Source organism: Massilia sp. Masssp94, assembly GCF_059491305.1.
Window position 1 is genome coordinate 3,881,049 of the sequence record NZ_CP168501.1, and the last position, 13,659, is coordinate 3,894,707.

Below are 13,659 nucleotides of genomic sequence, written 5' to 3' on the forward strand. Positions count from 1 at the left end.
GGCGAGTTTTTAGCGTCTTCGGATGTACCAGTTTCGGGCCTCTAGCTCATGCCTGGTTAGAGCAGCGGACTCATAATCCGTTGGTGCCCGGTTCGACTCCGGGGAGGCCTACCAAAAATCCACAATGAATCAGGGGCTTGCGCAACTCTCGCCAAGCCCCTGATTTTTTTGATCTCAATGCCCCAGCAGCATCTTCGCCACCGGTAACCACGCCGGCCACAGATACAGGCTGACGTGCGTGACTTGCCAGCCAAAACTCCAGACCAGACCCATCACGTAGGCCGGATGCAACCGCCCGCGGGTCAGCAGGTCGTGCACACCGATGCCGAGCGCGAGCACGTCGTTGGTCAGGTGCAGGATCAGGAACGTCGCCCAGAAACTCTGCCCCCAGTAGCCGTACGGATAGGCGGCGCTGATCGTACCGCCCAGCCAGCGCGCAAAGCCCGCTGTGCTCAGTTGCAGGATCGCCAGCATCATCAGGCGCTTGTGTGCCGCTACCCGCTTGCGGAGAACGATGCCCGCCACACTCAGGCCAACGAAACCAATCAAATCGCCCAGTTGCACGCTCAGGAATGCCGGATCGCTGTGCGGCGTGCCGAACTTCAGGTTTTGTATCGTATAAGCCGTCAGCGGGCCGACGATGGCGAGCACGCCCACGCCGAATGCCATCGCGATGCCCAGGCGCCGGTGCAGGGCGGGCTTCCCTGCGCGAACGAGCAGGATTTGCGCGGTGAACGCGACCAGCCATGTGGCGAACACGGCGGAATGCACGTGCAGGATCATGGGGTAGGGCGGGTCATTGTTCGCGATATGCTGCGCGATTTCACGACCGAAGCCGAGCAGCATCCCGATCCAGATCAGCGTGATATAGATGAGAAAGAGCGAACCGTCGGCAGGGTGGGTGGGTGCGAATTCCAGGCGTGTCCGTAGCGGTTTTGCGGCTGCATCTGAAAACATCGTGCGTCCTCGTTCAACGAAAGTTGAAAGGAGTCTGGCCGACCAGCTGTTCGGGTGGCAATTACGAAAACGCCCAGGAGCGTCAATATTTTTGAGGCAACTTATGCATGGAAAATGCGACGCCAGCGCAGCGGCGCCGCGCGTCAGCCGGCGCTTGCGCGCGGCGCGTCCAGTTCGCCGGCGATCGTGGGAATCAGCTCGGATACGGTCGGGTGGATCGCCACCACGTGGGTCAGCTGCCGGCAGGTCATCCCGGCGGCCATTGCAGCCAGCACCATGTGCACGGCCTCGTCGCCGCCGGGGCCAAGGATGGCGGCCCCGAGGATCTCGTCCGTCTGCCCATCCGCGATGATCCGCATCGAACCCTGCGACTCGCCTTTTTCGACGGCGCGTCCCACGCGCGTCATGGGCCGCTTCCCGACGCGTACGGTGCGGCCCTGCGCCAGCGCCTGTTCCTCGGTTATGCCGACGCGTCCAAGGGGCGGATCGATATACAGTGCATAGACGGGGATGCGGTCGTTCACCGAGCGCGACTCGCCGTCCAGCAGGTTGGCGGCGACGATCTCGTAGTCATTGTAGGCCGTGTGCGTGAAGGCGCCGCGCCCGTTGCAGTCGCCCAGCGCCCAGATGCCCGGGACGTTCGTGCGCAACTGCTCGTCGACCTCGATATGGCCGTGCGGACCGGTGCGCACGCCGGCCTTGTCGAGGCCCAGGTCGTCCGTGTTCGGCACGCGGCCGGCCGCCACGAGGATGTGGCTGCCGACGGTCTGTTCCTTGCCGCCATGCGTGATCACCGCGCCGCCTTCCGGATGCGGGCGTACCTGGATGCATTCCGCGTCCAGCCTGAACGCGATGCCCTCGGCTTCGAGGATGGCGCGGATCTCGTCCGAGACGTCGCTGTCCTCGCGCGGCATGAGGCGCGCGCCGCGTTCCACCACCGTCACCTGCGAACCGAAACGGCGGAACATCTGCGCGAATTCCAGTCCGATGTAGCTGCCGCCGATGACGACCAGGTGGCGCGGCAGTTCGCGCAGCGTCACCATGTCGCTGCTGCTGAGCCAATCGATGTCCCCGAGTCCTTCGATGTTCGACGCGGAAGCGCGCCCGCCCACGTCGATGAAGATCCTGTCCGCCTCCAGAAGACGGTCGCCTACCCGCACCGTGCGCGCGCTCTCGAAGCGCGCATGGCCGTGGATCAGCGTGCAGCCGGGCAGCCCGGTGATCCAGCGCTCGAGTCCCGCGCGGCTCTTGCCGACGATGGCGCGGGTCCGGTCGTTCACGGCCGCCATGTCGACCACGGGCGCGCCCGGGATCGTCACGCCGTATTCGCCGGCCCGCGCGGCCAGGCGGGCGACGCGGGCGCTCGCCACCATCGCCTTGGTGGGCGTGCAGCCGACGTTTACACAGGTGCCGCCCACGGCACGGCGTTCGATGACGGCGACGGTCATGCCGGCCGTTCCCAGGCGGTTGGCCAGGGCGGACGCCGCCTGGCCCACGCCGATGATCACTGCGTCGAATCGTTCGGTGACGTCTGGCATGGCTGCTCTCCTTGTCGACGCCGGCGCGGGTGTCCGGCCGGGCGTTCTATTGTAGGACGTTCGGCCGGGCGGCCGGCACTGGCCGGATTGCGGGGTGCGTATCAGCAGCCATACATCTCCGACTGGCACCGCAACCTGGAAACGAGCGCTTCCCTGAGCCTGGCCGGCCCCGTCACCTCCACCTCCGGCGCCAGCCGCAGCAACTGGCCGGCCCCATGCTCGACCGACTCGACCGGAATCCGCAACGCGACCCGCCCATCCCGCCGCCGCGCCGGCCGCGCGTCCGCCACGGCACGGGCAACGGCGGCATTCAGGTAACGCAGACTCTTGAGCCCGGCCGGCGTCGCCAGCACGTCCGCATGGTCCGTATAAAGCTCGGCCTCGAAGCGCGCGACGGACTCCGCCCAGTAGCGCGCCAGGTCGAACCGCGCCGGCCGTTTAGAGCGCTGCTCCAGCATCGCCGCGCGTTTCACGTTCGAGATCCGGTACGTGCGCGGCTTGCCGTCCGCCGCGGCGACGAGATACCACGCACCGGCCTTCAGCACGAGCCCCAGCGGATGCACGACCCGCTCGACCTCGTCGCGCCAGCTCTCGTAGCTCATGCTCAGTTGCCTCTCCGACCAGAGTGCTTCGGCGACGACCGCCAGGCACGGCACCGTATCCGCCTCGCGATACCAGTCGACCGGGTCGAGGTGAAAGCGCGACTGCATCTTCTGCGCTTCCGAGCGCGACGATTCCGGCAGCGACGTCAGCAACTTGAGTTGCGCGCCCTGCAGCGGCTTGTCGAGGCCGAGGTCGGCTGCCGGGCCAGCCAGGCCGCTGAGGAAGACGACCTGCGCTTCGGCCGGCGTCAGGCCGGTCAGTCGCGTGTTCCAGCCGTCGAGCAGCCGGAAGCCGCCGGTGCGGCCCCGTTCGGCGTAGATCGGCACACCGGCCGCGGTGAGCTGGTCGATGTCGCGGTGCAGCGTGCGCACGGAAATTTCCAGCGCCTCGGCGAGCGCGGCGGCGCTCATGGGGCCGCGTGTCTCGAGCATCATTTGGATGGAAAGCAGGCGGCTGGCGCGCATGGTCGGGCGGAATATATGACATCAGGTGGCAGATATTCTATTCGATACTGCCTGCATTGATACCAACGAGGAGCCCGCCATGCCACCGACACATCCCCAGGTCGTCGAACTGCGCCAGTACACGCTGCACCCGCGAAAGCGCGATGCGCTGATCGAGTTGTTCGACCGTGAATTCGTCGAGTCCCAGGAAGCGGAAGGCATGAGCGTGATGGGCCAGTTCCGCGATCTGGATGATCCGGACCGCTTCGTCTGGCTGCGTGGTTTTCCCGACATGCCGTCGCGTGCACGCGGCCTGCAAGGTTTCTACGGCGGTCCGGTCTGGGCGGCCCATCGCGACGCGGCGAACGCGACCATGATCGATTCCGACGACGTCCTGCTGCTGCGCCCGGCGTGGCACGGCGCCGGTCTCGCGCATGATCCCGCGCGCAGGGCAGGGGGCGCGGACGGCTTCGTGGACGTCACCGTGTTCACCCTGAACGATGCCGCGGGCCCGGCACTGCTCGACGTCTGCCGCGAGCGCATGACGTCCGTTCTGCAAAGGGACGGGGCGCTGGCGCAAGGCTGGTATGTCACCGAACCGAGCCCGAACAATTTCCCGCGGCTGCCCGTGCGTGAAGGCGAGCACGTGCTCGTCAGCGTGGCCGTGTTCAAGGAGCCGATCGAACGGAACGTGACGCCGGCCCTGTCGCAGTGGCTCAAACAGCCGCCCCATTCCATGAAACTCGCGCCGACAGTCCGTTCGGCCATCCATGCATAAGGATCCCGCCATGAACGATTTCGATTTCCTCGTCGGCCACTGGACAGTCCGTCATCGGCGTCTCAAGGAACGCCTCGTCGGATGCGCCGAATGGGAAGAGTTTCGCGGGACATGTTCCCTGCGACCGCTATTGGACGGCCAGGCGAACGTCGACGACAACGTGCTGGAAACGCCGTCAGGCACCTATCGTGCGGCCTCGATCCGCGCCTATGATCCGGCGACGGATCAGTGGTCGATCTGGTGGCTCGACAGCCGCCAGCCCCATGATCTGGGCGTCCCGGTCGTGGGCGCGTTCCAGGACGGCACCGGTACCTTCTTTGCCGACGACACCCTGAACGGCCAACCGATCCGCGTGCGCTTCCTCTGGACGGACATCACGGCCGCGGGCGCCCGCTGGCAGCAGGCGTTCTCGAAGGATGGCGGCGCGACGTGGGAAACGAATTGGGTCATGAAGTTCGAGCGCGCCGCTTCTTGAACGTTCCGCGCAGCAGGCCGTCCATGCCCCGCCCTTGCCATCATCGCTGCGGGACGCTTCCACCGCCGGCATCGGGTCGTGCGCCGCGTCGATGTTGAACTTGAACCCGTCCACGACGTCCAATTTGTTCGCCATTCGCACTAACTGATACCGATTGGCAACACTGCTTTTCAGTTTTATTGCATGCACCTAAACGGTGAGGTATCTTGCTGTATCGCAAGAATCTCTAAGAAACTCACCATGTCGGTGCCCTCCACTGAAACCTCGCTGCAGCCCCTCGTCCGGCTCCTCGGCTATGCCCGCTATGTCTTCGCGGGCTTGTTGCTCATCACGGTCGTCCTGCTCGTATGGCAGCGCTATGGCATGGAAAAGGTTGTCGAGTTGACCGGCGATCATTTTCCGCTGTGGGTAGAGGATGACCGGTCGGGCGGTGGCGCTTCCGTGGCCTCGCTCGAGCGCAAAGGGCAGGACCTCATCGTGCACTGCCATATCGCGTCGAAGAGCCCGTGGCCGTACTGTAAGTTGAGTTTCAATTTCCTCAAGGGGGAGAAGGGCATGGACATGTCCCGTTTCGACTTCTTGACCATCGAGGGGCGATATGCCGGGCCGGGGGCGTCGAAATTCGGCCTGGTGCTTGCGGATATCGAAGAAGGGATGACCCACCTCGACCAGTGGCAAACCTACAAGATCAACCAGATCGATGCGCTCGACCTGCCGCCCGATGGCAAAGTCTTCGTGATACCGATCAAGTGGTTTGGCGTGGCGCAGTGGTGGAAGGACATGACAAAGCCGACGCTGGCGCATTCCGCGGTCAATGTCGACAACGTCGCGCGTGCGGAATTGATGATCAATGGCGGCGGCAAGGAAGGCGAGCACGTCTTCACCCTGCACGCCCTGCGCCTGCACGGCAAGATGATCAGCCGCGACATGCTGCTGATGTGGATCGTGGCCGCATGGGTATCGTGCGCCGTCGGCTGGCTCGCGATCCTCACGTTGTCGCTGCGCTCGCAACTGCGGGACAGCCGGGCGGCCGTCGCGCTGCTCAGGACGGTCAACAAGGCGCTCGAACTTGAAGCGCGCGACCTGGCCGGGCAGGCGCACATCGATCCGCTCACGGGCGTGCTGAACCGGCAAGGCCTGCGGGCCGCGCTGATGAGCACGTCGAGCCTGCTGGCCGATCCGATGGCCGTGATCTTCATCGACATCGACCACTTCAAATCGATCAACGATACGCATGGCCACGACGTGGGCGACGATGTCCTGCGCAAGTTCGCCAACGTCATCGCGTCCGGCATCCGTTCGTCCGACCGCCTCGTGCGCTGGGGCGGCGAGGAATTCCTCATCGTCTGCCCGATGACCAACGTGCACCAGGGACGAATTCTCGCGGAAAACCTGCGCCGTGCGCTGCACCAGCAGGCGTGGCCGGCGGACCTGCATGTCACAGCCTCGTTCGGCGTGGCGCAGCATCACGAGCGCGATGAAGTCGGTGTCGTCATCAAGCACGCCGACGAAGAGCTGTATCGCGCCAAGCAGGGCGGCCGCGACCGCGTGTGTGCCTATGTTCCGGCCGACATGATCGGGCACGCCGCGGCGGCCTGACGTCATAGCGTATAACGATTATGTCCGCGTCCATCGCCTCGCTTCAGCCGTTAGCCCGTATCGTCGGCTATGCCCGTTACGTGTTCGGCGGGCTATTGCTGCTGACGATCGTTCTGCTCACCTGGCAGCGCGTCGGCATGGAGGAGGTGGTCGAGCTGACCGGCGATCATTTCCAGGTCTGGATCGAGGATGATCGCAGCAGCGGCGAAGGCGGCGCTTCGGTCGGGGTGATCGAAAAGAAAGGGCGCGACCTGGTCGTGCATTGTCATATCGTCCCGAAGTACGGATGGCCATATTGCAAACTCACGTTCAATCTTCTCAAGGGGAATGTGGGTATGGACATGTCAACGTTCGATTACATGACCATTGACGGGCACTATTCCGGAACCGGGAACCCGGACTTCAGTATGGCCCTGGCCCAGGTCGAGGACGGGTTGACGCGGCTCGACCAGTGGGAAACCTTCAAGGTCCACCAGGTCGATAAACTCGATTTGCCGGCCGACGGCGCGTTACGCATTCCGCTCAAATGGTTCGCTGTGGCACCCTGGTGGAAGGACATGGTCAAGCCGTCGATGGAGCACGCGGCCGTCAATGTCGACAATATCGCGCGCGTCGAGTTGCTGATCAGGGGCGACGGCAAGGACGGCGTGCATGTGTTCACGTTGCGCCGACTGCAGTTGCACGGCAAGGTGATCGCCCTGAATACATTGCTGATGGGGCTGGTGAGCGCCTGGGTCCTGTGCGCCGTCGGCTGGCTGGTGGCCGTCACGCTGTCGTTGCGTACGGAATTGAAGGACCGGGAGGCGGCCATCGCCTTGCTCAAGGAGGTCAACAAGGCGCTCGAGCTCGAGGCCCGCGACCTGGCCGGGCAGGCGCACATCGATCCGCTCACGGGCGCGCTGAACCGGCAAGGCCTGCGTGCGGCGCTGATGAGTACGTCGAGCCTGCTGGCCGATCCGATGGCCGTGATCTTCATCGACATCGACCACTTCAAATCGATCAACGACACGCATGGCCACGACGTCGGCGACGATGTCCTGCGCAAGTTTGCCAGCGTCATCGCGTCGGGCATCCGTTCGTCGGACCGCCTCGTGCGCTGGGGCGGCGAGGAATTCCTCATCGTCTGTCCGGTGACCAACGTGCACCAGGGACGGACTCTCGCGGAAAACCTGCGCCGTAGGCTGCACCAGCAGGCGTGGCCGGTTGGCCTGCGCGTCACGGCGTCGTTCGGCGTGGCACAGCACCACGAGCGCGACGCGGTCGGCGTCGTCATCAAGCACGCCGACGAGGAATTGTATCGGGCCAAGCGGGGCGGCCGCGACCGCGTGTGCGCCCATATTCCAGGCGAAACGACCGCGCCCGCCGAGGCGGCCTGACGTTACCGCGCGAACTACAGCGTTATTTCGGTCCCGAGCCGCTTGAGGATCTGCGCGATCCATTGCGGATGCGCGGGCCAGGCCGGGGCGGTGACGAAGTTGCCGTCCGTGACGGCCTGGTCGACCGGGATGTCGGCATATTCTCCGCCGGCCAGCTTGACCTCCGGCGCGCAGGCGGGATAGGCCGACACGCGCTTGCCGCGGATGACGTCGGCGGCTGCCAGCAGCTGGGCGCCGTGGCAGACGGCGGCGATCGGCTTGTCGGCGTGCGCAAAGCCCCGCACCAGCGCGATCACCTGCGGATCGAGGCGCAGGTATTCCGGCGCGCGGCCGCCCGCGATGACGAGGGCGTCGTAGTCGTCCGCGCTCGCTTCGGCGAAATCGGCGTTCAGCGCGAACTGGTGGCCGGGTTTTTCCGTGTAGGTCTGGTCGCCTTCGAAATCGTGGATCGCGGTCTTGACCTTGTCGCCCTTCTTCTTGCCGGGGCAGACGGCGTGCACCGTGTGGCCTACCGCCAGCAGTGCCTGGAACGGCACCATGGTTTCGTAATCTTCCGCAAAATCGCCGGTCAACAACAGGATCTTTTTCGCTGCCATCGTGTGTTCTCCTTGAAGAGGTTCCCCTGGACTTGCCTCGACAAGATACCATCGTCGCGCGGGCGCCGTAAGGCTTGATGTTCGGCACGGTTTGTTGCCGGAAGCGGACCCGCACCAAGGGAGCTCGCTCCGCGCCCGATCGTGGACGTGCCGGCGCCGGATTGAAAGCGGCTCAGGCCGCCGGCACGCATTCCTCGAGCACGCGCGCGCGCAGGGCCGCCAGCGGCAGCGGGCGCGCCAGCAGGTAACCCTGCACGTAGTCGCAGCCCGCCTCGCGCAGCCATTCGAACTGCTCGGGTTCCTCGACGCCCTCGGCGACCACGGTCAGCTTGAAGCCGTGGGCGAGGGCGATCACGGCGCCGGCGATCGTCGTGCCGGACGTGGGCAGCAGGCGGACGAAGCTGCGGTCGATCTTGAGGTGGTTGATCGGGAAGGTCTGCAGGTAGGCGAGCGACGAATAGCCGGTGCCGAAGTCGTCGATCGACAGGCGTACGCCCAGCGCGCGCACGTTGTGCATGAATTCGACGGCGCCGTCCAGGTCTTCCATCAGCATGCTTTCCGTGAGCTCCAGCTCGAGCCGGTCCGCGGGCAGGCCCGTGTGCGCCAGCGTGCTTTCGACGACGCGGATGAAATCCTTGTCGCGCAGCTGGCGCGCGGAGACGTTGACGGCCATGCTGAGCCACGTGCCGGTCTGGCGGTACAGCGCGACGGCGTCGCGGCAGGCGCGGTCCAGCACCCACTTGCCGACTTCGACGATCAGGCCGCTTTCCTCGGCGATGGGGATGAATTCCGCCGGCGAGATATAACCCTGGTCCGGATGCGGCCAGCGCAGCAGCGCTTCCACGCCGACCATCTTGCGCGAGCCGCAGGCGTATTGCGGCTGGTAGCACAGTTCCAGCAGGCCGGCCTCGAGGTGGCGCCGCAGGTCGCGTTCCAGGCGCGCGCGCCGCTGCGTGGCGAGGATCATGTCGCGCTCGAACAGGACCACGTTGTCGCGGCCCTTGCCCTTGGCGCGGTACAGGGCGGCGTCGGCGTTGCTGAGCAGTTCGCTCATCGTGTGCGCGTCGTCCGGGAACACGCAGGCGCCGATGCTGGCCGTGGGCATCACTTCGATCCCCTCGACCTGCAGCGGCTGGCGCAGCGCGGCCACGATGCGCTGGCCCGCGCGTTCCAGCTCGGCCGCATCGTCGAGCGGGGCGACGATGACGGCGAATTCGTCGCCGCCGATGCGGCCGATGCGGTCGCTGGGGCGCGCCGTCGCGCGCAGCCGGTTTGCCACCTGTTGCAGCAGGCGGTCGCCGGCGGCGTGGCCGGCCGTGTCGTTGACGACCTTGAAGTTGTCGAGATCGATCAAGAGCAGGCCGATGCGGCCGCCGCCCTCGGTGCGCATGGCGATTTCGAGCTCCAGCGCTTCGTAGGTGCAGCGGCGGTTCGGCAGGTCGGTCACGGTGTCCGTGTAGGCCAGGTGCTTCAGCTGCGATTCGACGCGGCGCATGCGGGCCTTGGTGCGGCGCGTGAGCATGGACGTCGTCACCAGCGCGCCCAGCGAGGCCAGGGCCAGCAGGGCGCCGTAGCGCAGCAGGCCGTTGCGGATGCCGACCGTGTCGGCCGTCAGTACGACCCGGCCCAGCGCCATGCCGCGGTAGCGGATGGGCCGCGCCACCGAGAGCGGCGTGAACAGCGTCCAGTCGCGCAGCAGCGACGGCGTATCGTCGACGGCGCCGTTGCGGTAGGCGGCGAATTCGACGTCCTGGCGGTCGTACACCGTGGCGGCGGCGAGGAACGACGAGTGGCGGAACGAACGCAGCATCTCGTGCGCCGCGTCCTGGTCGTGGAACATCAATGTGGCCGCCACGTTGTCGGCGATGATCGCGGCCTGCACGGTGAGGTCGTCGGTGAGGTTGCGGCGCAGCGCGACGAACTGGTAAGCGAGCAGGATGCAGCAGGCCACGCCGAGCGCGGCGGCCGCGGCCAGCAGCTGGCCCATGCCGAGCATGCGGCTCAGTTCTCCGGGGCGGCGTGCCGTCGTCGGGTTCATAACACGTTCCTCGCCAGGCGCAGCAGGTGGGAAGAAAAGCGCAGGCCGCTCTTCGCCGCTTCCTGCGTGTCGATGTCGAAGCGGATGTGTTCATCGTCCTCGACGAGCGTGATGGCGGCCTTGCCGCCGGCGCCGTCGCGCACGACGAGCACGCCCGCCGCCAACGCGGTCGGCCGCTCCATCGAGCGCGCCAGCACGGCGATGTCGCAGTGCGCGGCTTTCGGATGCGCCAGGTCCGTCACGGTCCAGGGACGGTCGTTGACCGGCTTGCCGTTCAGGGCGCTCAGCGCGGACCACAGCGGATTGTCCGGATTCACGCACACGAACAGCGGCCCCTTGCCGGCGGCATCCGGCCAGGTCGTGAACATCGCGAAGTTGAAGATGTACGCCGCCTTCATGTCCTTGCCCTCGACCTGGGCGCGGCAGCCGCCGGCCGCCAGGCCCAGGCCGGTTGCAATCGCCAGGATAGCGAGGGCGCGGATCATCGTCAGAACCGCCAGTCGAGTTTCGCGGCCAGCGTGCGGCCTTCGCGCGCGAGCGCGGTCTGCACGAAGGCGGGGCCGGCCACGTCGGCATAGCGCTTGCCGGTGGCGTTGTAGGCGCTGAGCGACAGCTCGGTGCGCGGCAGCAGCCGCAGCGCGGAAAGCGTGACGTTGGCGACGCAGTAGCCGCCGGCCGCGCCCTGGTCGGCCAGGCGCTTGCCGCTGCACTGCAGCTCGGCGCCGACGCGGCCGCCGCGCCAGCCCAGCGGCGCCGTGAGGTTGGCCTTGGCCAGGTGGCGCGGCGAATCGATCAGGGGCACGCCGCCGGTGCCGCGCGCCAGCTGCCAGGAATAGCTGGCGCGCAGGCGTACGGCGCCGAAGTCGCGGTCGAGCGCGGCTTCCAGGCCGCGGGCATCGGCATGGTCGATGTTGCGGAAGATGAGCATGCCCGTGCCCGGCTCGACCTGCTGGCTGATCAGGTCGTCCACCGCGTAGCGGAACAGGGACAGTGTGGCGTGGCCGCCGCCTGCCAGGACGTGCTCCAGCACCAGCTCGCGCGTCGCGATCTTTTCCGGGCGCAGGTTCGGGTTGGGGAGCAGGCCGCCGGCCATCTCCGGCAGCGCGTAATACATCTCGTAGGCGTTGGGCGCGCGGAAGGCGCTGCCCGCGATCAGCTTGACGGTGTCGGACCGCGTCGCCTTGTACACGACGGCCACGCGCGGGCTGAAGCGATGCATGTCCGGGTCTTCGCGGTCGTCGTAGCGCACGCCGGCGTTGACGAGGAAGCCGGCCGGCAGGCGGATCTCGTCTTCCACGAACACGGCGCGGCGCATCGCGTCGCGGTGGTCCTGCAGCAGCAATTCGTAGGGCTGCTGGTTGTAGTTGTACTGGTCGCGGTGCGCGTCGCGTCCCAGCTCGGCGCCGATCACGATCTTCTGGCCCGGCAGGTTCGTCAGCGTCGCGTGCGCGCTGGCTTCGTACCAGCGCGCGTGGGCGCCGTCGACGTTCTGGCGGACCACGCCCTCGATGTCCGGATACCAGCCTGGCCCCTCGTAATCGGCCTGGCCCGACTGCAGCTGGACCGCCAGCGCCAGCGCGGGCGCGAGCTGGCGGTTCCACGCGAGGCCGATGATCGTCTGCGTGTCGCGTGTCTGGTTCGGCGTATTGAACACGGCGCCGAAGGATCCCGTCGGGATCCCCTTGGTGCGCGCGACGTGGCTGGCCGTGAGCGTCACGCCGCCAAAGCTGCCCTTGGCGAGGAAGTTCTGGGCGCGGTCCCAGTCGAGGTGGCGGGCGATGCCGTTGTTGGTCTCGGGGGCGTCGAACTCCGGGTAATACAGGTCGCGGCCCGCGCGGTTGAAGGCGCTGGCGGACAGCAGCAGGTCGGCGCCGTTCTGGCCGTGCCAGCCGTAGCTGGTGCGGGCCTTGCGCTCGCCCTGGCCGGCCGCGGTGACGGCGCCCTGGACGCCGGACAGACCACTGCCGTCGCGCGTGACGACGTTGATCACGCCGAACAACGCGTTCGAGCCATACACGGCCGAGCCGGGACCGGGCACGAATTCGATGCGCTTGACCATGTCCATGTCGACCAGGCCCCCGGTGCCGATGAGGGCCTGGTCGTACACGGCGTCGTTGATACGCATGCCGTCGACCAGCAGCAGGAAGCGGCTGTTGTAGTCGCCCGGACGCAGGAAGCCGCGCGCGCCCAGGTACGTGTAGTTGCGGTCGCCCGTCACGTACAGGCCGGGCAGCGTGGCCAGCGCGTCGGCCAGCGTGCGCCAGCCATGGTCGCGGATGTCGGAGGCGGTGAGCACGACCGCGGACGACGGTGCGTCGCTGATCGGCTGGGCGAATTTCGATGCGGCCGTGACGACCCGCATCTGCATCAGTTCCTCGAGGGGGATCGTACTCAGCGCGCGGATGTCGCCGGTCTCCCTGTCGGCGCCGGCGAGCGCGACGGTGGGCCAGGCCAGCACGGCGGTGCTGACGATGACGGACAGGGTGCGTGACGACATGGACGTGGACATGGGATGACAAAGGCCTGGGGTAACAGCCCGTCTTCTGTAAATTGTTTCAAATAATCACATGTCAGTACTATAGAGAAACTTTCGCGGCGTGGCACCGAAAAGTTGCATCAAAAAGACAGAATAACGCATTTATGGCAAGCATCATTCCATATTGCACCAAAAATGGGCGGTTACACTCACTTGCAATTGATACTGTTTCACTCTTTCCACATTGGCGCCTGACCGTTACTCTGTACACATATTTGTTACAACGATATGTAAGGGGAATACCATGCCAGCATTTGCTATCCGTCACACCGCCCGTGCCGCCCTCGTCGCCGCGATCCTCGCCGCGCCATTTGCAGCCCAGGCCGCACCCGACCACCATCGGCGCGCCGAAGCGCAATGCCGCAACTGCGCCACGGTCGTCTCGAACCATACGTACAAACGTGAACCCGAGCGCGCCAGCGGCGTCGGCGGCGTGGGCGGTGCGGTCGTCGGCGGCCTGCTGGGCAACCAGGTAGGCAGCGGCCGCGGCCGCACCCTGGCAACGGTGGCGGGCGCGGTGGGCGGCGCCTATGCCGGCAACCGCATCGAGCGCAACATGAAGGCGGAAACCTATACGGACGTGCGCGTCAAGATGGCGGCCGGCGGGTACCGTACCTTCACGGAGAAGGGTGTGCCGCGGTTCCGCAACGGGGAGCGCGTGCGCGTGCTGGATGGCCGCCTGGTGCGCTGACCGCCGTCATTCCCGCGAAAGCGGGAATC

General features: G+C 66.4%; 12 protein-coding genes and 1 tRNA gene. 6 read left to right on the forward strand and 7 right to left on the reverse strand.

The window, feature by feature from the left end; genetic code table 11:
* Nucleotides 1–35 precede the first annotated feature (35 nt).
* Nucleotides 36–114: transfer RNA gene (locus ACEN9G_RS17280), tRNA-Ile, on the forward strand.
* 60 nt (nt 115–174) lie between these two features.
* Here ACEN9G_RS17280 and ACEN9G_RS17285 read toward each other — a convergent pair.
* From ACEN9G_RS17285 to ACEN9G_RS17295, 3 genes are all read right to left on the reverse strand, one after another.
* Nucleotides 175–957, reverse strand: a complete 783-nt coding sequence (locus tag ACEN9G_RS17285) for a hypothetical protein (RefSeq protein ID WP_413337600.1) — start codon at nt 955–957, stop codon at nt 175–177.
* A 143-nt stretch (nt 958–1,100) separates the two neighbouring features.
* Nucleotides 1,101–2,495, reverse strand: coding sequence for an FAD-containing oxidoreductase (locus tag ACEN9G_RS17290; protein WP_413337601.1), 1,395 nt, complete (start codon nt 2,493–2,495; stop codon nt 1,101–1,103).
* 101 nt (nt 2,496–2,596) lie between these two features.
* Nucleotides 2,597–3,508, reverse strand: a complete 912-nt coding sequence (locus ACEN9G_RS17295; RefSeq protein WP_495605441.1) for a helix-turn-helix transcriptional regulator — start codon at nt 3,506–3,508, stop codon at nt 2,597–2,599.
* A 133-nt stretch (nt 3,509–3,641) separates the two neighbouring features.
* Here ACEN9G_RS17295 and ACEN9G_RS17300 point away from each other — a divergent pair, with 133 nt between their 5' ends.
* The 4 genes from ACEN9G_RS17300 (at nt 3,642) to ACEN9G_RS17315 (ending at nt 7,769) form a co-directional block, all read left to right on the forward strand.
* The gene (locus ACEN9G_RS17300; RefSeq protein WP_413337603.1) at nt 3,642–4,319 is read left to right on the forward strand and encodes an NIPSNAP family protein; all 678 of its coding nucleotides are present in this window, start codon (nt 3,642–3,644) and stop codon (nt 4,317–4,319) included.
* A 10-nt stretch (nt 4,320–4,329) separates the two neighbouring features.
* On the forward strand, nt 4,330–4,794 hold the full coding sequence (locus tag ACEN9G_RS17305) for a DUF1579 domain-containing protein (protein WP_413337604.1): 465 nt from the start codon (nt 4,330–4,332) through the stop codon (nt 4,792–4,794).
* A 240-nt stretch (nt 4,795–5,034) separates the two neighbouring features.
* Nucleotides 5,035–6,393, forward strand: coding sequence for a GGDEF domain-containing protein (locus ACEN9G_RS17310; RefSeq protein ID WP_483126786.1), 1,359 nt, complete (start codon nt 5,035–5,037; stop codon nt 6,391–6,393).
* Between the two features lie 20 nt (nt 6,394–6,413).
* Nucleotides 6,414–7,769 (forward strand): GGDEF domain-containing protein, encoded by a 1,356-nt coding sequence (locus ACEN9G_RS17315; protein ID WP_413337606.1) that lies wholly within the window; start codon nt 6,414–6,416, stop codon nt 7,767–7,769.
* A gap of 14 nt (nt 7,770–7,783) precedes the next feature.
* Here the strand turns inward: ACEN9G_RS17315 and ACEN9G_RS17320 are convergent, their stop codons facing one another.
* From ACEN9G_RS17320 to ACEN9G_RS17335, 4 genes are all read right to left on the reverse strand, one after another.
* Entirely contained in the window at nt 7,784–8,365 is a 582-nt protein-coding gene (locus tag ACEN9G_RS17320; protein WP_413337607.1) for a DJ-1/PfpI family protein, read from the reverse strand.
* A 172-nt stretch (nt 8,366–8,537) separates the two neighbouring features.
* The gene (locus tag ACEN9G_RS17325; RefSeq protein WP_413337608.1) at nt 8,538–10,403 is read right to left on the reverse strand and encodes a putative bifunctional diguanylate cyclase/phosphodiesterase; all 1,866 of its coding nucleotides are present in this window, start codon (nt 10,401–10,403) and stop codon (nt 8,538–8,540) included.
* Nucleotides 10,400–10,888, reverse strand: coding sequence for a YfiR family protein (locus ACEN9G_RS17330; RefSeq protein WP_413337609.1), 489 nt, complete (start codon nt 10,886–10,888; stop codon nt 10,400–10,402). Before ACEN9G_RS17330 ends, ACEN9G_RS17325 begins: the two co-directional genes overlap by 4 nt.
* A 2-nt stretch (nt 10,889–10,890) precedes the next feature.
* Nucleotides 10,891–12,912: a TonB-dependent receptor plug domain-containing protein gene (locus tag ACEN9G_RS17335; RefSeq protein WP_483126787.1), complete on the reverse strand. Its 2,022-nt coding sequence runs from the start codon at nt 12,910–12,912 to the stop codon at nt 10,891–10,893.
* 271 nt (nt 12,913–13,183) lie between these two features.
* Between ACEN9G_RS17335 and ACEN9G_RS17340 the strand changes: the two genes are divergently transcribed.
* Complete coding sequence (locus tag ACEN9G_RS17340) at nt 13,184–13,630, forward strand: glycine zipper 2TM domain-containing protein (protein ID WP_413344730.1); 447 nt, start codon at nt 13,184–13,186, stop codon at nt 13,628–13,630.
* Nucleotides 13,631–13,659 lie beyond the last annotated feature (29 nt).

What these genes read in the sequence shown, in the direction of transcription:
- ACEN9G_RS17320 (WP_413337607.1), bottom strand. Translation starts at nt 8,365, where the DNA reads ATGGCAGCGAAAAAGATCCTGTTGTTGACCGGCGATTTTGCGGAAGAT.
- ACEN9G_RS17340 (WP_413344730.1), top strand. Translation starts at nt 13,184, where the DNA reads ATGCCAGCATTTGCTATCCGTCACACCGCCCGTGCCGCCCTCGTCGCC.
- ACEN9G_RS17295 (WP_495605441.1), bottom strand. Translation starts at nt 3,508, where the DNA reads ATGAGCGCCGCCGCGCTCGCCGAGGCGCTGGAAATTTCCGTGCGCACG.
- ACEN9G_RS17325 (WP_413337608.1), bottom strand. Translation starts at nt 10,403, where the DNA reads ATGAACCCGACGACGGCACGCCGCCCCGGAGAACTGAGCCGCATGCTC.
- ACEN9G_RS17290 (WP_413337601.1), bottom strand. Translation starts at nt 2,495, where the DNA reads ATGCCAGACGTCACCGAACGATTCGACGCAGTGATCATCGGCGTGGGC.
- ACEN9G_RS17300 (WP_413337603.1), top strand. Translation starts at nt 3,642, where the DNA reads ATGCCACCGACACATCCCCAGGTCGTCGAACTGCGCCAGTACACGCTG.
- ACEN9G_RS17330 (WP_413337609.1), bottom strand. Translation starts at nt 10,888, where the DNA reads ATGATCCGCGCCCTCGCTATCCTGGCGATTGCAACCGGCCTGGGCCTG.
- ACEN9G_RS17285 (WP_413337600.1), bottom strand. Translation starts at nt 957, where the DNA reads ATGTTTTCAGATGCAGCCGCAAAACCGCTACGGACACGCCTGGAATTC.
- ACEN9G_RS17335 (WP_483126787.1), bottom strand. Translation starts at nt 12,912, where the DNA reads ATGTCCACGTCCATGTCGTCACGCACCCTGTCCGTCATCGTCAGCACC.
- ACEN9G_RS17315 (WP_413337606.1), top strand. Translation starts at nt 6,414, where the DNA reads ATGTCCGCGTCCATCGCCTCGCTTCAGCCGTTAGCCCGTATCGTCGGC.
- ACEN9G_RS17310 (WP_483126786.1), top strand. Translation starts at nt 5,035, where the DNA reads ATGTCGGTGCCCTCCACTGAAACCTCGCTGCAGCCCCTCGTCCGGCTC.
- ACEN9G_RS17305 (WP_413337604.1), top strand. Translation starts at nt 4,330, where the DNA reads ATGAACGATTTCGATTTCCTCGTCGGCCACTGGACAGTCCGTCATCGG.